The organism is Erwinia aphidicola, assembly GCF_024169515.1.
GTDB lineage: Bacteria > Pseudomonadota > Gammaproteobacteria > Enterobacterales > Enterobacteriaceae > Erwinia > Erwinia aphidicola.
Map to the genome: position 1 here is coordinate 2,340,427 of NZ_JAMKCQ010000001.1, position 20,272 is coordinate 2,360,698.

General features: G+C 57.5%; 26 protein-coding genes, 1 other RNA gene and 3 pseudogenes. 24 read left to right on the forward strand and 6 right to left on the reverse strand.

What is annotated here, in order from left to right:
- Positions 1–43: 43 nt before the first annotated feature.
- The 11 genes from J2Y91_RS10740 (at position 44) to J2Y91_RS10790 (ending at position 8,816) form a co-directional block, all read left to right on the forward strand.
- Positions 44–403 (forward strand): SFCGS family glycine-rich protein, encoded by a 360-nt coding sequence (locus J2Y91_RS10740; RefSeq protein ID WP_048917364.1) that lies wholly within the window; start codon positions 44–46, stop codon positions 401–403.
- Positions 403–702, forward strand: coding sequence for a DUF4312 family protein (locus J2Y91_RS10745; protein WP_048917363.1), 300 nt, complete (start codon positions 403–405; stop codon positions 700–702). Before J2Y91_RS10740 ends, J2Y91_RS10745 begins: the two co-directional genes overlap by 1 nt.
- A 34-nt stretch (positions 703–736) precedes the next feature.
- Positions 737–1,513 (forward strand): DUF4311 domain-containing protein, encoded by a 777-nt coding sequence (locus tag J2Y91_RS10750; RefSeq protein ID WP_048917362.1) that lies wholly within the window; start codon positions 737–739, stop codon positions 1,511–1,513.
- 13 nt (positions 1,514–1,526) lie between these two features.
- A complete protein-coding gene (locus J2Y91_RS10755; RefSeq protein WP_048917361.1) occupies positions 1,527–2,171 on the forward strand; it encodes a DUF4310 family protein in 645 nt (214 codons plus the stop codon).
- Between the two features lie 45 nt (positions 2,172–2,216).
- Positions 2,217–3,350 (forward strand): amidohydrolase/deacetylase family metallohydrolase, encoded by a 1,134-nt coding sequence (locus J2Y91_RS10760; RefSeq protein WP_253538240.1) that lies wholly within the window; start codon positions 2,217–2,219, stop codon positions 3,348–3,350.
- Positions 3,334–4,470 carry a DgaE family pyridoxal phosphate-dependent ammonia lyase gene (locus J2Y91_RS10765; protein ID WP_253538242.1) on the forward strand — a complete coding sequence of 379 codons (1,137 nt, stop codon included), beginning with the start codon at positions 3,334–3,336 and terminating at the stop codon, positions 4,468–4,470. Before J2Y91_RS10760 ends, J2Y91_RS10765 begins: the two co-directional genes overlap by 17 nt.
- Complete coding sequence (gene dagF / locus J2Y91_RS10770) at positions 4,467–5,207, forward strand: 2-dehydro-3-deoxy-phosphogluconate aldolase (protein WP_187497267.1); 741 nt, start codon at positions 4,467–4,469, stop codon at positions 5,205–5,207. Before J2Y91_RS10765 ends, dagF begins: the two co-directional genes overlap by 4 nt.
- 109 nt (positions 5,208–5,316) lie before the next feature.
- Positions 5,317–7,227, forward strand: a complete 1,911-nt coding sequence (locus tag J2Y91_RS10775; protein ID WP_253538244.1) for a BglG family transcription antiterminator — start codon at positions 5,317–5,319, stop codon at positions 7,225–7,227.
- Between the two features lie 209 nt (positions 7,228–7,436).
- The gene (locus J2Y91_RS10780; protein ID WP_253538246.1) at positions 7,437–7,802 is read left to right on the forward strand and encodes a tlde1 domain-containing protein; all 366 of its coding nucleotides are present in this window, start codon (positions 7,437–7,439) and stop codon (positions 7,800–7,802) included.
- On the forward strand, positions 7,799–8,332 hold the full coding sequence (locus J2Y91_RS10785) for a hypothetical protein (protein WP_253538249.1): 534 nt from the start codon (positions 7,799–7,801) through the stop codon (positions 8,330–8,332). The genes J2Y91_RS10780 and J2Y91_RS10785 overlap by 4 nt, the downstream gene beginning before the upstream one ends.
- Position 8,333: 1 nt before the next feature.
- Positions 8,334–8,816: an Hcp family type VI secretion system effector gene (locus J2Y91_RS10790; protein WP_253538252.1), complete on the forward strand. Its 483-nt coding sequence runs from the start codon at positions 8,334–8,336 to the stop codon at positions 8,814–8,816.
- Positions 8,817–9,010: 194 nt separating this feature from the next.
- Here the strand turns inward: J2Y91_RS10790 and dolP are convergent, their stop codons facing one another.
- From dolP to J2Y91_RS10810, 4 genes are read right to left on the reverse strand one after another with little or no spacing between them, the layout of a single operon-like run.
- Positions 9,011–9,583 (reverse strand): division/outer membrane stress-associated lipid-binding lipoprotein, encoded by a 573-nt coding sequence (gene dolP / locus J2Y91_RS10795; protein ID WP_048917356.1) that lies wholly within the window; start codon positions 9,581–9,583, stop codon positions 9,011–9,013.
- A gap of 9 nt (positions 9,584–9,592) precedes the next feature.
- Positions 9,593–10,183: a DnaA initiator-associating protein DiaA gene (gene diaA / locus J2Y91_RS10800; protein ID WP_048917381.1), complete on the reverse strand. Its 591-nt coding sequence runs from the start codon at positions 10,181–10,183 to the stop codon at positions 9,593–9,595.
- Between the two features lie 18 nt (positions 10,184–10,201).
- A complete protein-coding gene (locus tag J2Y91_RS10805; protein WP_048917355.1) occupies positions 10,202–10,594 on the reverse strand; it encodes a YraN family protein in 393 nt (130 codons plus the stop codon).
- Complete coding sequence (locus J2Y91_RS10810; RefSeq protein WP_253538254.1) at positions 10,552–12,588, reverse strand: penicillin-binding protein activator; 2,037 nt, start codon at positions 12,586–12,588, stop codon at positions 10,552–10,554. The genes J2Y91_RS10805 and J2Y91_RS10810 overlap by 43 nt, the downstream gene beginning before the upstream one ends.
- A 62-nt stretch (positions 12,589–12,650) precedes the next feature.
- Here J2Y91_RS10810 and rsmI point away from each other — a divergent pair, with 62 nt between their 5' ends.
- Positions 12,651–13,517 (forward strand): 16S rRNA (cytidine(1402)-2'-O)-methyltransferase, encoded by an 867-nt coding sequence (rsmI, locus tag J2Y91_RS10815; RefSeq protein ID WP_253538259.1) that lies wholly within the window; start codon positions 12,651–12,653, stop codon positions 13,515–13,517.
- 52 nt (positions 13,518–13,569) lie between these two features.
- On the opposite strand, the gene J2Y91_RS10820 is transcribed toward rsmI, so the two are convergent.
- Positions 13,570–14,370, reverse strand: a complete 801-nt coding sequence (locus J2Y91_RS10820; RefSeq protein ID WP_253538263.1) for an MrpH family fimbial adhesin — start codon at positions 14,368–14,370, stop codon at positions 13,570–13,572.
- A 307-nt stretch (positions 14,371–14,677) separates the two neighbouring features.
- Between J2Y91_RS10820 and J2Y91_RS23095 the strand changes: the two are divergent.
- A pseudogene (locus J2Y91_RS23095) lies at positions 14,678–14,752 on the forward strand (16S rRNA methyltransferase); the annotation flags it as partial.
- 32 nt (positions 14,753–14,784) lie between these two features.
- An RNA gene (gene rnpB, locus J2Y91_RS10825) (RNase P RNA component class A) lies at positions 14,785–15,164 on the forward strand.
- A gap of 465 nt (positions 15,165–15,629) precedes the next feature.
- Here the strand turns inward: rnpB and J2Y91_RS10830 are convergent.
- Positions 15,630–16,232, reverse strand: a complete 603-nt coding sequence (locus tag J2Y91_RS10830) for a phage repressor protein CI (protein WP_048917352.1) — start codon at positions 16,230–16,232, stop codon at positions 15,630–15,632.
- Positions 16,233–16,436: 204 nt separating this feature from the next.
- Between J2Y91_RS10830 and J2Y91_RS10835 the strand changes: the two genes are divergently transcribed.
- From J2Y91_RS10835 to J2Y91_RS10880, 10 genes and pseudogenes are all read left to right on the forward strand, one after another.
- Positions 16,437–16,664, forward strand: coding sequence for a TraR/DksA C4-type zinc finger protein (locus J2Y91_RS10835; RefSeq protein WP_048917351.1), 228 nt, complete (start codon positions 16,437–16,439; stop codon positions 16,662–16,664).
- A gap of 275 nt (positions 16,665–16,939) precedes the next feature.
- Positions 16,940–17,119, forward strand: a pseudogene (locus tag J2Y91_RS10840) (hypothetical protein); the annotation flags it as partial.
- A 288-nt stretch (positions 17,120–17,407) separates the two neighbouring features.
- Complete coding sequence (locus tag J2Y91_RS10845) at positions 17,408–17,611, forward strand: tail protein X (RefSeq protein ID WP_048917349.1); 204 nt, start codon at positions 17,408–17,410, stop codon at positions 17,609–17,611.
- A gap of 2 nt (positions 17,612–17,613) precedes the next feature.
- The gene (locus tag J2Y91_RS10850) at positions 17,614–17,841 is read left to right on the forward strand and encodes a phage holin family protein (protein WP_048917348.1); all 228 of its coding nucleotides are present in this window, start codon (positions 17,614–17,616) and stop codon (positions 17,839–17,841) included.
- Entirely contained in the window at positions 17,825–18,334 is a 510-nt protein-coding gene (locus tag J2Y91_RS10855; RefSeq protein WP_253538266.1) for a lysozyme, read from the forward strand. The genes J2Y91_RS10850 and J2Y91_RS10855 overlap by 17 nt, the downstream gene beginning before the upstream one ends.
- A gap of 29 nt (positions 18,335–18,363) precedes the next feature.
- Positions 18,364–18,678, forward strand: a pseudogene (locus J2Y91_RS10860) (Rz-like lysis system protein LysB); the annotation flags it as partial.
- A complete protein-coding gene (gene lysC, locus J2Y91_RS10865; protein WP_253539504.1) occupies positions 18,608–18,943 on the forward strand; it encodes an Rz1-like lysis system protein LysC in 336 nt (111 codons plus the stop codon). The pseudogene J2Y91_RS10860 and the gene lysC, both read left to right, overlap by 71 nt.
- A complete protein-coding gene (locus tag J2Y91_RS10870) occupies positions 18,855–19,313 on the forward strand; it encodes a phage tail protein (protein WP_099754341.1) in 459 nt (152 codons plus the stop codon). Before lysC ends, J2Y91_RS10870 begins: the two co-directional genes overlap by 89 nt.
- A gap of 19 nt (positions 19,314–19,332) precedes the next feature.
- Positions 19,333–19,923 carry a phage baseplate assembly protein V gene (locus J2Y91_RS10875; protein ID WP_048917344.1) on the forward strand — a complete coding sequence of 197 codons (591 nt, stop codon included), beginning with the start codon at positions 19,333–19,335 and terminating at the stop codon, positions 19,921–19,923.
- A complete protein-coding gene (locus tag J2Y91_RS10880; RefSeq protein WP_048917343.1) occupies positions 19,923–20,267 on the forward strand; it encodes a GPW/gp25 family protein in 345 nt (114 codons plus the stop codon). The genes J2Y91_RS10875 and J2Y91_RS10880 overlap by 1 nt, the downstream gene beginning before the upstream one ends.
- The last annotated feature ends 5 nt before the right edge of the window (positions 20,268–20,272 follow it).

The following is a 20,272-nucleotide window of genomic DNA, read 5'->3' on the forward strand; positions in this document are numbered from 1 at the left end:
CCGACGGCACGAGTAATCACTCTATAAATTAAAGGAATACACCATGTCTCAAATCATCGTAGTGATCGGCGATCGTTTAGGTAAAGGCCAGAAAGTGGCAGCAGGTATCGAGAAAGCGGGCGGTAAAGCCATCGTGGTTCCTGGCGTGGCAGCGGATATGAAGCTGGGCGACGTGATGAAAGCGGAAAACGCCAACTTCGGTATCTCCTTCTGCGGCAGCGGCGGCGCAGGTGCCATCACCGCACAGAACAAATATGGCTATAAAGCCAAACACGGCATGCGCTCCATCGACGAAGGCGTCACCGCCATCAACGAAGGCGCCACCGTGCTGGGCTTCGGCTTTATGGATAAAGAAGAGCTGGGCGAGCGTCTGGTGCAGGCGTGGCAGAAGAAGCACGGCTGATGAAAGAGCAATTCACCACCACGGTGAACGTCAGCGGCAAGGGCGACAGCAAAGCGAAAGCCTTTGCCGACGCCCTGAGCCGGGTGCAAAACACGGTGCTCAAGTCCACCAGCAATATCCTCCTGCGTATTGAGCCGGTGGATGTAAAGGTGCTGCGTGCCGAACTGCGCGTCAAAACGGAAAAGTTTCTGTTCTTCTTTCTGGCGCGCGAGCGGCGAACCTACAGCGTTGAGCTGGCGATCACCGTCAACGTCGCGGTGGTCGACACCGACAAGGTGGATTTCACCGCGGTTAACTAAAAACGTTGGGATATAAATCCAAAGGAAAAAACTGATGTTTTTAATCATCTTATTTAAGTCGTTGATTATTGGCGGCCTGGTCGGAGTGGGTGTCGGTGCCGGGGCAGCGCGTATGTTCCACGCCCCGACCACACAGGGCATGGGCGCATTTCGCACACTGGGTGAACTGAATTCCTGTGAGGGCGACCCGGCTTCTCACTTCTCCTTCGGCCTTGGCTTCTTCTTTAACGCCTGGGCCTCCTCCGTGGCGGCAGGTTCCTTCACTCAGGACGTTGACCACCGCATCATCCCCAACTGGGGCGCGGCGGCACTGATGGTGAAAAACCGCAACGTGGCGGAAACCCTGCATAACCCGAAAAAGATGGCGATTGCCTGCGGCATCATCGGCATGATTGTGGTGGCGTTTCTCAACTCCACCGCCTCTGCCGTGCCTGCTGCGCTGCAGGTCACCGCGGTGAAAGTGCTGGTGCCTGCGGCTAACCTGCTGGTGAACACCGTGATGCCGGTGATCTTCTGGCTGGCGGCCATCGACGCCGGGAAGAAATCGGGCTTCTGGGCCACCATCTTCGGCGGCCTCGCGCAGCTGATTATGGGTAACGCCGTGCCGGGCCTGGTGCTGGGTATCCTGATCGGCAAAGGGGTGGAAGAGGCGGGCTGGAACCGCGTCACGAAGGTGATGATGATCGCCATCGTGCTGCTGTTCGTGCTGAGCGGCTTCTTCCGTGGCTTCGACATGAAGCTGTTGCAGTCCTTCCAGCTTGGCGTGCCCGGCTGGATGGAGATGATCCACAACTCCCTGAGCGGCAAATAAGAGGACGATGGTAATGGAAGAGTCAAAAAGCGGTTTTTGGTATGCCGACTGGTCGTTCCCGATCTTTGTCGGTCTGCTCTCTGCCGGGGTGTTCGCCGGTACGCATATGTATTACGTCTACGGCCTGGGCGCGTTTAACGAGGTGGCGTTTGTGTCGATGCTGCGTTCCGGTATGGAAACCGGCGTCTACGGCGCGGTGGCGGCATTTGGCGCCAGCTTCCTGTTTGCGCGCATTATCGAAGGCTCGCTGGTCGGTATTCTTGATATTGGCGGGGCGATCCAGACCGGTATCGGCCTTGGCGTGCCGGCACTGCTGCTTGGGGCAGGCATCGTCTTCCCGGTAGCCAACTTCGCGGCCTCGCTGGTTACCGGCCTGGCGCTCGGCCTGGCGGTGGGTTACATCATCATCCTGGCGCGTAAGTTCACCATCAACAACAGCGACTCCACCTACGGGGCCGACGTGATGATGGGCGCGGGTAACGCCTCCGGCCGCTTCCTCGGGCCGTTGATTATCCTGTCGGCAATGGCCGCTTCGATCCCCATTGGCCTCGGCTCGCTGGTGGGTTCACTGCTGTTTTACCTGTGGAATAAACCGATTACCGGCGGCGCTATCCTCGGCGCCATGGTGCTGGGGGCAATCTTCCCGGTGGCGCTGTAACCAACTTGCGCGGCGGCAGGACGCCGCCGCGCTCAGGAGTCTGCAATGTATGATCTGATTATCCGCCGGGCGCGCCTCAGCGATGGCACCCTCAGCGATGTGGCGATTCGCGCGGGCAAGATTGCCGAAGTCGGGCAAATCGACGGCCCGGCACAGCGCGAGTGGGACCTGCACGGGCGCTACTGGCTCAGCGCGGGCTGGATTGATTCACACGTTCACTGCTACCCCAAATCGCCGATTTATCACGATGAAGCCGACCGCATCGGCGTGGAAACCGGCGTCACCACGGTGGTGGACGCCGGCAGCACCGGCGCCGACGATATCGACGATTTCTACCAGCTGACGCGCAGCGCCAGCACCCAGGTTTACGCGCTGCTCAATATCGCCCGCAGCGGCATTCTGACGCAGAACGAGTTAGCAGATATGGCGCGCATTGACGCCGCAGCGGTACAAGCCGCGCTGCAGCGCCTGCCGCAGTTTATTCTCGGCCTGAAAGCGCGTATCAGCAGCAGCGTGGTAGAGCACAACGGCATTAAGCCGCTGCAGCGCGCCAAGGCGATGCAGCAGGAGAACGGCGGCCTGCCGCTGATGGTGCATATCGGCAATAATCCGCCCAACCTCGATGAAATTGCCGACCTGCTGAGCAGCGGCGACATCATCACCCACTGCTATAACGGCAAGCCGAACCGCATTCTGACGCCGCAGGGCGAGCTGCGCGCCTCGGTTAGCGCTGCGCTCAAACGCGGCGTGCGCCTCGACGTTGGCCACGGCAGCGCCAGCTTCAGCTTCGAAGTGGCGCGCGTGGCGATTGCGCAGGGCATTCTGCCGCACACCATCAGCTCCGATATCTACTGCCGCAACCGTCTGAACGGCCCGGTGTATACCCTCGCGCACGTGATGTCGAAGTTCTTCTGCATCGGCATGACGCTGCCGCAGGTGATCGACTGCGTTACCGCGCACGCCGCAGACGGCCTGCGCCTCGTCGGTAAAGGGCGCCTTGAAGTCGGCTATGACGCCGATCTGACCATTTTCGACGTGCAGCAGGAGAGCGCGCTGTTCACCGACTCAGACGGACAAACGCTGTCCGGTACAACGCAGCTGGTGCCGCTGGCCGCTGTGGTCGCCGGTCAGGCATTCGTGACTAACGAAGGGAAGAAACGTAATGACTTCAGTAAATGAGCTTTCAATTTATGAGAAATACCATCTCAAGCAGGTGATCAACGCCTCCGGCCGCATGACCATTCTCGGTGTGTCGACCCCGAGCGCGGACGTGGTGGAGACGGTGAGCTATGGCCTCAATCACTATTTTGAAATGAAAGATCTGGTCAACAAAACCGGAGCCTATATTGCCGGGCTGCTGGGTTGTGAAGCGGCGGTGGTGGTCTCCTGCGCTTCGGCCGGGATTGCGCAGTCGGTAGCGGCGGTTATCGTTAAGGATAACGACTGGCTGCTGGAAAATCTGCACGCCGCACCGCTGATGGTGCCGCACGACATCGTGCTGCCAAAGGGCCATAACGTTAACTACGGCGCGCCAGTGGGCACCATGGTGGCGCTTGGCGGCGGCAAGCTGGTGGAAGCGGGCTACGCCAACGAGTGCTCGCCGCAGCAGCTCTCCGCCGCGATCACCCCGCAGACCGCCGCAATCATGTATATCAAATCGCATCACAGCGTGCAGAAAAGCCATCTCAGCGTGGAGCAGGCCGCCGGGGTGGCGCGTGAACACGGCGTGCCGCTGATTGTGGATGCCGCCGCCGAGGAGGATTTGCAGGCTTATTACGGCTTTGGTGCTGACCTGGTGATCTACAGCGGCGCAAAAGCCATTGAAGGGCCAACCAGCGGGCTGGTGATCGGCAAAGCGCAGTACGTTGAGTGGGTGAAGCGCCAGTCGAACGGCATTGGCCGCGCGATGAAGGTCGGCAAAGAGGGGATCCTCGGCCTGACGCAGGCGATTGAAAACTATCTGCGCGTGGAGAAGACCACCGGCGCGCAGATGGTGGAGAAGATGACGCCGTTTATCGACAGCTTAAACCAGCTGGCGGGCATTCAGGCGCGCACGGTGTGGGACGCCGCCGGGCGTGATATCGCCCGCGCTGAGATCCACTTCGACGAGGCGGTGATAGGCCGCACCACCGGTGAAGTGGTGCAGGCGCTGAAAACCGGTGCCATCGCCATCTACTTCCGTGGCTACAAGGCCAACGAAGGCATTGTTGAAGTCGACGTGCGCAGCGTCTCTGCCGAACAGCTGCACACCATTTTTATCTGCATCAGAGATCTGTTAACCGGAGAAGCACGCGCATGACACTGAAACCGAAATTTTACCGCGACCGCGTCTGCCTGAATGTCCTCGCCGGTTCGAAACAGAATGCCCGCGACATCTGGCAAGCCGCAGAAGGCCACGTGCTGGTTGGCGTGCTGTCGAAGGACTACCCGGACGTGGCGAGCGCGGTAGCCGATATGCGTGATTACGCGGCGCTGATTGATAACGCGCTGTCGGTCGGCCTCGGCGCGGGTGACCCGAACCAGTCGGCGATGGTCAGCGCGATTGCCGCTGAGGTGCAGCCGCAGCACGTCAACCAGGTGTTTACCGGCGTCGCGACTTCGCGCGCGCTGCTTGGCCAGTCTGACACCGTGGTCAACGGCCTGATCTCCCCGACCGGCACGGTTGGCAAGGTGAAGATCTCCACCGGGCCGCTCAGCTCGCAGCAGGCCGACGGCATTGTGCCCGTCGCTACCGCGGTTGCGCTGCTAAAGGATATGGGCGGCAGCTCGGTAAAATACTTCCCGATGGGCGGCCTGAAGGCGATCGACGAGTTCAAAGCGGTGGCAGAAGCCTGCGCCGCGCAGGGGTTCTGGCTGGAGCCAACCGGCGGTATCGATCTCGATAACTATGAAGCGATCCTGCAGATCGCGCTGGATGCGGGCGTCAGCAGGATCATCCCGCATATTTACAGCTCGATTATCGATAAACAGAGCGGGCAGACGCGGCCGCAGGATGTCGCCACGCTGCTGGCAATGACCAAAAAATTAGTCGGTTAATACTGACCGCGCCCTGGGATTATGCCGGGGCGCGCTATTTTCCCGCAGTGAATTCCGTTAGCCTGCAACAACCCGCTAACAAGGTCGACTATCTAAAGAAGAGCGCTCCGTGAGATTCCCCAACCAACGACTGGCCCAGCTGTTTGATCTGCTACAAAACGAAACGCTGCCGCAGGAGGAGCTGGCGCGGCGCTTCGACGTCTCCACGCGCACTGTGCGCAGCGATATTAACGTGCTCAACGAACTGCTGGCCGAGCACGGTGCCAGCTTTGTGCTAAGCCGCGGAGCGGGCTATCGGCTGGAGATTGCCGATGCGCGCCGCTACGCTCAGCTGCAGCAGCAGTCACCTTCACATCTGCGCGTGCCGCGCACCTCTGCCGCCCGCGTGCACTATCTGCTCACCCGTTTTCTCACCTCGGCTTTTTCCCTCAAGCTGGAAGACCTGGCCGACGAATGGTTTGTCAGCCGCACCACGCTGCAAAGCGATATGGCCGAGGTGAGAGAGTGGCTGGCGCGTTATCAGCTGGCGATTGAAACCAAGCCGCGCTACGGTATGAAGCTGTTCGGCCCCGAAGTGGCGATGCGCACCTGCCTGACCGACCTGCTGTACCAGATTGCGCAGGAGGACAGCGACAGCCCGCTGCTACAGCTGGAGGCGCTTAACAGCGGGATGCTCACCACCCTGCAACCGCTGCTGCAGCAGTGCCTGTCGCGCTTTAATATCCGCCTGGCCGACGACGGCGAGTTTTATCTGCGCCTCTACTGCGCGGTGGCGGTGCGGCGCATTGGCGAGGGCTACCCGCTGACCGACTTCAGCGCGGAGGATGTCGATGATGAGGTGCGCGATGCGGCGCGCCACATCGTTAACCTGATGCGGCCGATTGTCGGCAAGGCGATCTCCCCGGCGGAAGAGGCCTACCTGCGCGTTAATATCGCCGCCCGCCGCGTGGAAGAGATTGCGCCCAGCGCCATCAGCCCGGACGACGGCGATTCGCTGGTGGATTACATCCTCGGCTACATCAACACCCACTACAACTTCAACCTGCAAAATGACCCGCAGCTGCGCGCCGACCTGCTGACGCACATCAAAACGATGATCACCCGCGTGCGCTATCAGATCCACATTCCCAATCCGCTGCTGACCAACATCAAACAGCACTATCCGATGGCCTGGGACGTGACGCTGGCGGCGGTTTCCAGCTGGGGCAAATACACCCCGTACACCATCAGCGAAAACGAGATTGGCTTCCTGGTGCTGCATATTGGCGTCGGGCTGGAGCGCCACTACAACGTGGGCTATCAGCGCCATCCGCAGATCCTGCTGGTGTGCGACACCGGTAACTCCACGGTGCGCATGATCCAGGCGATGCTACTGCGCAAATACCCGCAGATCGTGGTGAACGGCATTATTACGCTGCGCGAGTACGAGCAGCTGGCGAGCGTGGACGAGGACTTTGTTATCTCCACCGTGCGCCTTAGCGACAAGGATAAGCCGGTCGTGGTGATGTCGCCGTTCCCCACTGAGTACCAGCTGGAGCAGCTCGGCAAGCTGGTGCTGCTCGATCGCACCCGCCCTTACATGCTGGAAAAGTTCTTCGATGCCAGCCATTTCCTGATCCTCGATCGGCCGCTGGACCGCAGCGCTCTGTTTCGCCAGCTGTGCGGCGAGCTGGAGCAGGAAGGGATGGTGGATGAGACGTTTTACCCGTCGGTGGAAGAGCGTGAAGCCATCGTCAGCACCATGCTCGGCGAAGGCATTGCGCTGCCGCACTCGCTGGGGCTGCTGGCAAAGAAAACCTGCGTCTATACCGTGCTGGCACCGGAGGGCATCGCGTGGGGGGATGAAACCGCATATGTGATTTTCCTGCTGGCGATCAGTAAGACGGAGTACGAAGAGGCGATGGCCATCTACGATCTGTTCGTGACGTTTATGCGCGAGCGGGCGATGACAAGGCTGCGCGACAGCGCGGATTTCGCCAGCTTCAAGGCGGTGGCAATGGATTGTTTAAGCCGGTTATAGGGGCCGACCTTCTTTTCCGGTCGGCCCGTATTGAGGATTTGCACGGTATTACGTAGTGCCTTATCCTATTTTCTTAAATTCGCTATTACTGCATCCGCTAAAGCTATTTCTTAAATTAATTTTTAGTCGACATAGATCACAAAAAACCAATAGGTTCCTGGTTAGATTACCCCTGCGAAAAATAAAGGAAAAGGCTCAGGGAGAGTGATATGACGTGGGAGTATTCTCAAGGAACTGGTGTGCTCAGACATAACGGAAGCATTGTTGCGCGTGGATATAGTGGAGTGGGAAGTGGACTCAATGCACCCTCAATGCAGCAAGTTGAACGTGTTGGTCCAATACCGGAAGGATTTTATCGTATTAATGGTTATAACAATCATCGTGGACCTTATACGGTAATTTTAGATCCGATAGCAGGAACGAACACTTTTGGGCGTTCTGCATTCAGAATACATGGTGATAATGCAAGTAAGCCGCCAAATTCGTCTTCAGAAGGTTGCATAGTGATTAATGGTGCAGGGATTCGCCAATCGATACTTAATTCTGGTGATTCTATTTTACGGGTGGTGCCATGAATATAGTAATAGCTTTGGTTTTATCATTTTCAACATTCTCAGTGTTTGCTTTTGGACCATTACCGTCTCCTGTTTGTAAAAAGGTAACCGTTAGCGAAGTGAAAAATAAAATAAAGGAGTTAGGTGCCAGGAGATATATAAACTACAGCCAGCCTGATGTGCAATCTGGCGAGTGGGAATGTGTGATGGATAATATCACTAATGGATTACCAGAATGGCTTGATTTAGTACAGGTTTTAGCACCCTTTACCGATGCTGGTACGGCTGAAGATTTGGGTTTAGTACTATCTATTGCGTTACAGACTAATCCAACAAGAGTATTGGCTTTAATTGATAACCGAACTCAGGTCTTGAATGAAAGTGAGATATGTTCACTACCCTTCTATAGGGGTACCAGGGAAGAGAGGAATCAGTATGTGGTCAATGTTATCGAAGCACTTTATAAGGCCAGAAATGGCAAGCACTGCCTGTCTCACATTGTAAGTGTTATTGGTCAATCTACGGCTGAGAATTTTTATGAGGTGAATTAATATGGTTATTCCGGTGTATCTGTTTTTGACTGATGACCACGATCGCCTTCTTAAAGGTAGCGTCGATATTATTGGGCGTGAGGGCAGTATCGAGTTACTTGGAATACATCATAGCATTACCTTGCCAACTGATGACTTAACAGGGAAAGTTACGGGTAATCGTCGTCATCTGCCATTTATGGTTGAGAAAGAGATCGACTGCTCGTCTCCACTATTATACAGGGCATTAACCACAGGCAAAACGCTGAAGAAAGTAGAAGCGAAATGGTTTGGAATTAACGGTAACGGACAGGAAATCGAATATTTCAATACGCTAATGGAAAATGTCCGGGTTGTCAGTATCTCTCCAGTCATGTTTGATATTAAAGAGGTCAGTAAAGAGAGGTTTAATCATATGGAGATAGTAGAATTCCGTTACGAGAAAATTAGCTGGAAATTTTTTGACGGAAATATTATTCACACGGATGACTGGAATAGTCGGTAGTTCCCTATTCAGGTTTTTCTTTTTCAATGTCGATCCCTGCGATTTATGTTAACCAAACCATGTAGAGGTCGGTCAGTATTGAGGATTTACACCGTATTATGTAGTGGCCGACCTTCTTTTCCGGTCGGCCAGTATTGAGGATTTGCACGGTATTACGTAGTGGCCGACCTTTTTTTCCGGTCGGCCCGTAAATCTTATTTCAAAATGGTAAACGCGGTGGTGACGTGTTTCACGCCGCTAACCCGGCTGGCGATATCCGCAGCCGCTTTCGCTTCTGCATCCGTCACCAGACCCAGCAGGAACACTTCGCCATTCTCGGTGGTGACTTTCACATTCGAGGATTTCACCTGATCGCTACCCAGCAGCTGTGAGCGCACTTTAGTGGTGATCCAGGTATCTGAAGATGCCGTGCCGAAGCTGACTTTGTCGCCGGTACGGATCTCGTTATACACCTCGGTTGCGCCATCCACGCCCACGGCAATCTGTTTTGCACGCAGCGCCAGATCGGCACTCGGTGACTGCCCGGTCAGCAGCACTTTACCCTGATAAGCGGTGGCAACAATGTGTGCGCTCTGTTTGATCTGCTCATCTTTCGACAGCGCGTTCGTGACGCGCAGTTCCAGCGTGCCGTCATCAACCTGCGTACCAACGGAACGCGGGTCAGTGGCGGATTTGGTCGCCACGGCCGCACTGCCAACAACCGCCGCGACACAGCCCTGTAGCATCAACGCGGTAAGGATAACTGCACATGCAGATAATGCCTTCATTTAAGCTCCTTAAACATCCTGGTGGGGAAACAAAGTGTTATCTATTAAATCGCACAGACAATTCACGGTGAGCATATGCATTTCCTGAATTCTCGCACTGCGGTGGGAAGGAATGCGGATCTCCACATCCTGCGGACCCAGCAGACCGGCGAGCTCGCCGCCGTCGTAGCCGGTCAGGGCGATAATGGTCATATCGCGGGTGACCGCTGCCTCTACGGCTTTGACAATATCACGACTGTTGCCGCGCGTTGAAATTGCCAGCAGGATATCGCCGGCATGGCCTAACGCGCGCACCTGCTTGGCGTAAATCTCTTCGTGCAGGCGGTCATTACCAATGGCCGTCAGCAGCACGTTATCCGCGCTCAGCGCAATGGCGGGCAGGCTTGGGCGCTCGGTCTCAAAACGATTAATCATGCTGGCAGCAAAATGCTGGGCATTGGCGCTGGAGGTTCCATTACCACAGCTCAGTATTTTGTTGCCATTGAGCAGCGACTGTACCATGGTCATCGCCGCACGTGAGATGGCATCCGGCAGCGCTTCTGCCGCCGCGATTTGTGTTTGAATACTTTCCGTAAAACAGACTTTGATTCTTTCCAGCACGTCATTCACCTGGTCTAGTTATTCTGCTGTAAACGCATTGGGTAACCATTCCACCTGCTCGCCGGTGATCGCTACCACATCAAAACGACAGTCGGCGGTGTCAAAACTCTGCCCGCGACCGTTAAGCCACAGTGCTGCTGCACGCAGCAGCTTCAGCTGTTTACTGCGGGTGACGCTGGCCGCCGCGCCGCCAAAACGGTCACTGCTGCGGTAGCGCACCTCGACAAATACCCACGTTTTGCCATCGCGCATGATCAGGTCAATTTCGCCTGACCGGTAGCGCACGTTAGCGGCGACAAAACGCAGGCCTGACGTTTCCAGCAGGCGGCGAGCCTGACGTTCACGGCTCGCCCCTTGCTGCTGCCGGCTTAGTTGGCCGGAACGATCTGTCCCTGACGATACTGGCTCCATACTAACTTCCTGTTAATCACGCAGTCCCGATCCGCGCTCAGACTGCCGGTGTCGCCCTTAACCTGGAAGCCCGGCAGCGTGCGCATTTCGTTAAAGTGGTTCGCCAGTGTCCAGGCATCAATGCCCATCGCGTAGAGGCGCACCAGCGAGTAGTCGTTGTTAAACATCTTCGCCGCCTGCTGCATCAGCGCCGGGTTGGCACCGGAGAGCAGCGGAGCATCGCTAAACTGCAGGCCATCCACTTCCAGACGGTAGTCCGGGCCGCCGCCTGCCTGATAGCTGCGCGAGCTGGCATACAGGCCCACATTATCACGGCTGCTGACGCGCATGGAGATCATCGGCTTGATCAGTGCCAGTTCATCCTGCGTGGCGACGATATACACCGAGTCAACGCTGCCGCCGCTGGTGGTAGCCGCCGTCGGTTCAGCGACCGGGGCCGGGATCGTCAGGCCGCCAATGGTAACGCCCGCGGGCTGTTCAGGCTGCACGTTAACCGGCGTACCGCTCAGGCGGATACCGGCACCGCTGTTGATCCCCTGCTTCAGCTCTGCGGTCGAACCGAACTGCTGCTGCAGCACGGTGCCGCCGCCAAGCTTCTGCCACTCAGCGGCAAAGGCTTTATTCACGCGGTCGCCGAGTGAGCTGCGCGGCACCAGCAGCAGCGGTGCGCGTTTGCCCTGGTCCCACATATGATGCGCGGCATCACGGGCTTCGTCTTCAGGAGAAAGCGCAAAGTAGCAAATATTCGGATGGTTCTGGATGGTTTCCGGCTCGTTAAGCGCCAGAACGTTGAGGGTCGTCTGGCTGGCTGCCAGCTTTTCGACGTTGCTTTTCAGCAGCGGACCGACCACCAGCGTAGCGCCGTCTTTTTGTGCCTGCGCCAGCACCTGCTCAATCGGCTGGCTGCTGGTGTCATAGACCTGTACCTGCGTAGCGCTGGACGGCGGCGCGGTTTCGACGCTGTTAGCTGGCGCGGACTGCGGCTGCACCTGCTGTGGCTGCGCAGCGGCGGCATCGGTTGGCGCAGCAGAAGGGCTGACTACGGCGTTAGGATCGGCCGGGGTTGCGGTATCCGCAGCGGCAGCCTGTGGCGCTTCAACCGGTGCCGCAGGGGCGGAACCCTGTGCCAGCACGCCGTTTTTCGCGTCGTTAAAGCCTTTCTGAATGGCGTTAGCAAACACCTGCGCCTGGCCGCTCAGCGGCAGCAGCAGCGCGATTTTGCCGGTGGAAGCGGGCTGGAAGTTCTGCACCTGGCTGAGCGCGGTCGGCAGCATTTTCGCCGCCGGGTTATTCGGATAGCGCGTCTGCCAGTCGCGGATCCCGGCTTTCAGCATATCCGGGTCGTTGCTGTTGGCCCGGTAAACGCCGGAGAGATCCAACCAGCCCTGCAGTACGTTTTCATCCGCGTTGATGTTCAGGCTGTTGAGCTGCTCAGGCGTCATCTGGCTCAGCGCCTGCCAGGTGGCATCAATATTCTTCTGCTTGTCTGCCGGGTTGCTCAGCAGCGGCTCCTGGGCAATATAGGCGCGCAGCACTTCCAGCGACGGGCGACCCTGGCTGGCGGCGATCAGCAGCTGGTAGTAGCGGGCCTGCTGATCTTTCGACAGACTGCCGATATCAATCTGCTTCAGCTGGTCAGCGGCGGCGGGCAGATTCTGCTGCATCACGCTGAGCTGAGCCTGCAGCAGCTGGCGCTCCTGCTGCTGGGTGGCGTCCAGGTTCTGCGGCAGCTGGGAGAACTGATCGCTCGCCTGCGGCACCTTGCCTTCGTTCAACAGCGCTCTGATTGCGAGTAATTGCCAGCCAACCTTGTTATCATCTGCGCTTTGCTGCATCTGCTGCAGGTAATAGTCAGAGGTGCCGGTTGCGGCTCCCTGCACATTCGCCTCGGGCGTTTTTGGAGCCTGGCCGGTACATCCGGCAAAAATCAGGGCGGCCAGCAGAAGCGGTACCGTGCGTAGCGCTTTGCGCTGAAGAACTTTCGAAGGAAGCATACTGTATCCAGTGATGTTTTTTTCAAGATGCTCAATATTAAATCGGCAATTCGGATGAAACAATGAAACAACACGATCGGGCAGATATTTCTGCCAGCACGCTCTATATCGTTCCCACACCCATCGGTAATCTGGGCGATATCACCCAGCGGGCACTGAAGGTGCTTGCGAGCGTCGATCTGATCGCAGCGGAAGATACACGTCATACCGGACTGTTGCTACAACATTTCGCCATCAATGCGCGCCTGTTCGCACTGCATGACCATAATGAACAGCAGAAAGCGGAAGTGCTGCTGGCGAAGCTGCGCGAAGGGCAGAGCGTGGCACTGGTTTCTGATGCCGGTACGCCGCTGATCAACGATCCCGGCTATCACCTGGTGCGCCTGTGCCGTGAAGCGGGCATTCGCGTGGTGCCGCTGCCGGGCGCCTGTGCCGCGATTGCCGCGCTGAGCGCCGCGGGCCTGCCGTCGGATCGTTTCTGTTACGAAGGGTTTCTGCCGGCGAAAAGCAAAGGCCGCTGCGATACGCTGCGCGCGCTGGAGCTGGAGCCGCGCACCATTATTTTCTACGAATCCACCCACCGCCTGCTCGACAGCCTGCAGGATATGGTGACGGTGCTGGGCCCCGAACGCTATGTGGTGCTGGCGCGTGAAATCACCAAAACCTGGGAGTCGATCCACGGTGCGCCGGTGGGGGAGCTGCTGGCCTGGGTGCAGGAAGAAGAGAACCGCCGTAAAGGTGAGATGGTGCTGATCGTTGAAGGCTACCACCAGGCGGAAGAAGAGGCGCTGCCGCCGGAAGCGCTGCGTACCCTGGCGCTGCTGCAGAGCGAGCTGCCGCTGAAGAAAGCCGCCGCGCTGACCGCCGAGATCCACGGCGTGAAGAAAAATGCGCTGTATAAGTACGCGCTGGAGCAGCAGGGTGAGTGACAGGTAACCTGGGGGCGCGCAGGTCCACGACACTCTTTGTAACAGCGTTGCGTTAGTAATAGGCAATATTGACAACGGCGCTGCCGGAGTAGAAGCCGCTATCCCGTGCGGTAAATCCTTTAAGCCGGGTGCGCAGGGTCAGCGGCCTGGTTTCATTGTCTGCCAGGGTAAATTTCCCAGGATTGCCAAAGCCTTTGCCCCAGTCGAGTTCTGCCACCGTGACCGATGAGCCGTTAAGCGGAACAATTTCTTTACTGTTAGTTTCAATCGTTACGTTACCTCCACTGATGCAGCTTAGCGAGAGCGGCGTGCTGGCGATAACGCTGCTGGTTTGGCTACTGCTGAGTTCGCCAAAATCGACGGTAATCTGGGGAGGTTCAATAGAGCAGGTTGGTGCATGCACAATGCCCTTTGCACAGTTGGAAACAATCGTGTTTAAAAGCATCCCGTGACCTAGATTTCTGGCTGCAATGACCATACACGGTTTTTTGCTGTAGTATGTGGGAAGGTAATCTTTTCCCGTGCGATATAAATCACCCTTTTCTTTAGCCGCCTTAACCCACTCGCCAAGCGTTTTATAATATCTGGCGTTAACAGACCAGCCGTTGCCATCTATTGAACTATAATTATCACGTCCAGCCGGTAACCAATCTTCCGATATGACAAAAAACGCGAGATTACATCCGTTTAAACCATAACAGGGGTTGGGCGTCGGGTCGCTTTCATCAGCGCCTACAAGCTGCCCTGTGAAATCACCATTCACAAAGGAGGGGGCAACGGTGACGCTGACAATCAGGTTGGCCTGTGCTGCCGATACAAATATGAATAAAAATAACAAAGCTAAAGTTTTCAAGCTAAATGATTCCATTCTTCTCAATCGTATTCCGTGCGAGCTGCGCGGGCTTTAATTGGCTGTGGTTTTTTACAGCCAAGTTGTCACTGGAAAACAATGCTTCCCTCAAGGGGATAATAGCAAAAAAATAGCAGTGCCCGATCTGTTATTTTTCTAAAAAAATAAATGCGATATTTAATTCTTTTTTATTTTTTCGATTGCTGATAAACAGGTGATTAATTTTTTATTTGTCTCTGCGGGTGAAGTGAAAATTTTTTTTTCGCTGTTGGGATCGACAGAACATAGTCCAGGGCTATCAAGTGCAGAGGCGCCGACCGCCGGGATCCACGGCGTGAAGAAAAATGCGCTGTATAATTACGCGCTGGAGCAGCAGGGTGAGTGACAACGCGGTAAAAACCCTATACACTGCGCGCCGAAGCTGACCAGACAGTCGCCGCTTTGTTGCCGTCCTCCTTCGGGGGAGACAGACAGAGGGGAGGAAAGTCCGGGCTCCATAGGGCAGGGTGCCAGGTAACGCCTGGGGGGCGCAAGCCCACGACCAGTGCAACAGAGAGCAAACCGCCGATGGCCCACGCAAGTGGGATCAGGTAAGGGTGAAAGGGTGCGGTAAGAGCGCACCGCGCGGCTGGCAACAGTTCGTGGCACGGTAAACTCCACCCGGAGCAAGGCCAAATAGGGGTTCACCAGGTACGGCCCGTACTGAACCCGGGTAGGCTGCTTGAGCCAGTGAGCGATTGCTGGCCTAGATGAATGACTGTCCACGACAGAACCCGGCTTACCGGTCAGCTTCGAACTCATTCAATGAAAAACCCCGCAGAGTGAAAACTTTGCGGGGTTTTTTGTTATTTGCCCTACGGACATGATGAATGACTGTCCACGACACTCTCTATGACAGGAAAGCGGCTTACCGGTCAGCTTCGAACTCATTCAATGAAAAACCCCGCTTCGGCGGGGTTTTTTGTTTTTATGCTTTTGACCCCGTAGGGTCGAGGCCTGCCTCGACCGGGTGCTTGAGGGTCGGGCATGCCCGACCCCTACGGGGCAGGAAAACCCCGCTTCGGCGGGGTTTTTTGTTTTTATGCTTTTGACCCCGTAGGGTCGAGGCCTGCCTCGACCGGGTGTTTGAGGGTCGGGCATGCCCGACCCCTACGGGGCAGGAAAGCCGCGCTTCGGCGGGGTTTTTTGTTTTTATGCTTTTGACCCCGTAGGGTCGAGGCCTGCCTCGACCGGGTGTTTGAGGGCCAGGCAGGAAAGCGGCTTTACAGCGGCTGGCAGGCGATAACCAGGCGTGCCAGCGGGGTAATGTCGCCCAGCGCGCACTCAAACTGCTGCAGGGCACTGCTAACGCGCACGCGGCCCGGTGGAATACGCGTCAGGTGGCGCACCGTCACCTGGCCTTCCATCGATACCAGCCACTCGCCGTCAAGGATCTCCGCCCAGGCCTGCTCGGCAATCCACTGGCGCTGCCCTTCCACCACGATCAGCGGCTTAACCAATGCCGTGGCGCTGAACGCCAGAAAATCTTCATCCAGCATCACCGCCGTCAAATCGCTCAACTTACCGGCCTCCAGCCGCTGACGCGGTAGCAATGTGGTATTCACTTTTTGTGATTCTTCAGCGCCTGCACCGCTCAGTGCTTCACCCTGACCCGTCACCAGCCAGTGCAGCGTTGCGCCGGTATCCGCCATGCAGCGCACCACAATATCCGAAGGGAAATAGCCGCGCGAGTAGCGGTTTGCCAGACTGCTGCTGGCAATGCCGAGGTGTTCTGCCAGTGCCAGCTTGGTGGAAAAACCATATGCCTGAAGCACACGGTCCAGCACTTCTTTTGCCCCACTCTGGAAATCGATTTGTAGGCTCAAGCTAAAACTCCTTGCTATTTCACTTTTAGTGAATATACAATTTGCATTGTAGGGTTGTGTGATTTTACTGGCAGTACGCGATACAACAACCCCGGAGTTTGCCCGAAAAGAGCAAAAATTACAATCTTCAGGCCTGCTATTCACCGCGATGAAAGCCAGTTATTCATCTTTTGTGAATTGCCTGCCGCTAACCGGAGAGTTTAAATGGCCGATGAAATGGACCGCGCACAGCAGCGCGAAGCCGAAAATCTGGCGCGCCACCTTGCGCGTGCCGTTCAGCGCCCGATGCAGCCCAGCGCCTTTTTCTGTGAAGCGTGCGGGGAACCGATCCCGCTGGCACGGCGCAAAGCGCTGCACGGCGTGACGCTATGCGTCAGCTGCAAAGAGATTGACGAACACCAGGCAAAACACTGCCGTTCCCCCCTTGTATAACGTCAGCTACAGTCGGCAGGGAAGCCGTACCCGCGCGGTTTTTGATTAAGTAAACTGCATGATCGACTGTAAAATCGTCTCTCCCCGGTGAAAAATCACGTCTGGCGCGTCCCGCAGTTAAAAATATCGCATTACATGTTTGGGTAAATGCCTCTGCATCTAACTACCTAATTATCATCGAGATAACCCGCTCATTAGCCGGGCCGAAAATACTTTTATTAATGATGAACGCTATGCTACTGTATATATATACAGTAATACTGGAGGGGGAAGTTGTGGATAAAGAATTAGCGGAACGAGTTATCCTGGAGCGGGTGGAACTGATTGCAAGGTTAACCTCTGAAGGGGTCTGCCAGGAGCGCGATCGTGAGATTGCCCTGCACCTGATTGCCGACATTGCCAGCGGCATAGAGCTGAAAAATGCGCAGTTTTCCGTCATCTTTTCTGCCCAGCCGCAGAAGCGCTAAACGGCTTTTCAGTCCTGCTGTCCGGCCAAACTTGTTTGCGTATCAGGAACGGATGCCGCCCCCTCTACGCACCCTCCCTTATTAGCCCCTTTATGGGGCTTTTTTGTTTATATCGTTTCCCATAATCCGACTCCCGGTTGTCACACCGCTCCTACAACAGCCCCGCATTGAGCGGCTTGCGGCGAAATCGCACACTTCAACAGGTCATCCGGCAGCTCGTATTTCAATCGGCCTGCCGTTCCTGAAAGCGCTTTAACCAATCCGGGAGAACCACCTATGAAAATTTTTGCCCTGCAGGGGGACAGCGTTGATGAAATCTGTTTTCGCCACTACGGCCGCACCCGCCAGGTGGTAGAGCAGGTTTACGCGGCCAATAGCGGGCTGGCAGAGCAGGGCGCCTGCCTGCCCCACGGCTACCCGCTTGAGCTACCCGACCTCCCAAGCTCTGCCACCCATGAAACGCTGAATCTCTGGAGCTAGCGATGGAGAGAAACAGCTCGATTGTGAGCTACCTGGTCGGTGTGCTGATGATGTGGGCCAGCCGCCACACGGTGCAGGACATCGCTTTTGGCATTGGGGCGCTGGTGGCGGTGGCTACGCTGGCCATCAATGTCGCCAACTTTTTTATCAACTGGCACTACCGCCGCAAAACCTGGCTGCTGTTACAGCTGCGCCAGGAGCAAAGGAAACACGATGAATTCCACAGCTAAGAAGTGCGCGGTGCTGACGATTGTCGCGCTGGCCGCGCTGCTGCCGGAGTTTCGCACCTTGCGCATCTCCTCTGACGGCCTGCTGCTGCTGGCGAATGCTGAAGGCTGCCGCACATCGCCGTACCAGTGCAGCGCCGGGGTGTGGACTAACGGCATCGGCCATACCCGTGGCGTCACGCCGCTCAGCGCGGTGAACGAGCGCCAGGTGGCGGTCAACCTGATCGACGACCTGCAGCGGGTGGAGCGCGGTATAGCGCGCTGCATGCCGGTCAGCATGCCGCAGCCGGTGTACGACGCCACGGTGTCATTTGCCTTCAACGTGGGGGTCGGTGCCGCGTGCGGTTCGACCTTCGCCACGCTGATTAACCAGCAGAAGTGGCGCGCCGCCTGCAGTCAGCTGCCGCGCTGGATCTACGTGGATGGCAAATCGAGCCAGGGGCTGGTGCAGCGGCGCAGGGCAGAGCAGGCCTGGTGCCTGAAGGGGGCAGAGTGAAGCGCCTGCTGCCCTTGCTGTTGATGCTGATGCTGGCGCTTTTCGCCGCAGTGAGCTGGAAGCTGGTGCGCCTGAACCAGCAGCTGCGGGTGCTGCAGCAGCAGAACGCCACTCTCAGCGCGGGGATCGTCAGCCGCGACGTCACCCTCAGCCAGATGCAGGAAGAGAACGGTCAGCGTGAAAAAAGCGAGCTGGCCCTGCGCCAGGCGCTGATTGATGCCGGCGATCTCGGGCTGAAACGTCAGCTCACTATGAACAGGATGATTGATCGTGATGAAGCACTTCGCCACTGGAGCACTGCTGCTCTGCCTGACGGGATTATCCGCCTGCAGCAGCGCCCCGCCTTCACCAGCGCCCGTGATTATCTGGCGTGGTTGTCCCAGGGTCAGCAGCTGCCCGGTCCCCGGCAGCCAGAGCGTGACTCAGGGGGATCTGCTGGCCGACATTCGCCAGCTGGAGCAGGCGCTGCTGCTGTGCGGCCTGCAAATTGAAACCATTAAACAGTGTCAGGAGCAACACGATGTTAAAGCCAACCCTGTTACGCGCCGCTCTGCTGGCCCAAGTGCCGCTGCTGCAAACCGATCCGCAGCGGCTGACGCTCACCCTTGAGCCGGGACGGGTGGTCAGCACCCTCGCCAGCTCGCTGAGCTTTGAGTATCAGTACCCGCTGCGCGTCACGCTCAGCCAGTACGTGGACGACGAAGATGCGCTAATGCTGCCGCTGCTGCTGTGGCTGCGTGACAACCAGCCCGACCAGCAGGCCAGCGCGGATAAGCAGCAGAACGCCATCCTGTTCAGCCATCTGGAAAACGGCGATTTCAGCGTGCTGCTGCAGCTCACTGAGCGGGTGATCGTCAGCGAACTCGACGGCGCGCTGCACGCCACGCACGTCCCAGAGCCGCCGCAGCCGGAACACGTCCCGCGCCCGTGGCAGCTGTATATCAACCATCAGCTGGTCAGTGAATGGCCCGCCGTCTGAAAGCCAGAAGGAGTAAGCAATGAATGAATTTGTCGTGGAGACCCGCCGCCAGCTCAATAACCTGCTGCGCATCGGCACCGTCAGCGAGGTCGATCTGCCCCGGGCGCGCTGCCGGGTGCAGAGCGATGGCAACCTGACCGGCTGGCTGCCGTGGCTGAACAGCAGCGCTGGCCAGGTGCGCAGCTGGCATGCGCCGTCGCCCGGTGAGCAGGTTCTCCTGCTGGCGCTGAGCGGCGAGCTGACCACCGCCTTTGTGCTGCCGGGGATTTTCTCCGATGCCTTCCCGGCGCCGTCGGCAGCAAAAGATGCGGTGTGCTGGCAGTTCCCGGACGGGGCGCAGATCGCTTACGAACCCGAGAGCGGCGCGCTGACCGCCAGCGGCATCCAGTCGGCCAGCATCCGGGCGGCGGTGAAAATTACCCTCGACAGCCCGCTGGTGGAGTGCACCCAGCAGCTGAAGGCGAAAACCTTTGCGCTCAGCGAGGGCGGCACGCTGCAGGGCAATATCAGCCACAGCGGCGGCAGCTTCTCTTCCAACGGGGTGGTGGCCCACAGCCACGTTCACGCGGGCGTCGAGAGCGGCGGCAGCAAAACAGCGGGGCCACAGTGATGAGCACAGCAACCTGGTCCGGCATGCAGCGCGACAGCGGACTGCAGCTAACTGATATCGACCATATCCGCCAGTCGGTGCGCGACATCCTGCTGACCCCGCAGGGCTCGCGGGTGATGCGCCGTGACTACGGCTCGCTGCTGTCGGCGCTGCTCGACCAGCCGCAGAACGAGACGCTGCGCCTGCAGATTATGTCGGCCTGCTACATGGCGCTGCTGCGCTGGGAGCCGCGCATCACGCTCGACAGCATCCGCTACCAGCCGGGGTTTGACGGCAGCATGGAGGTAGCGCTAAGCGGCACCCGCAACCAGTCCACATTTTCCTTATCCATTCCAGTGAGTTAACACCT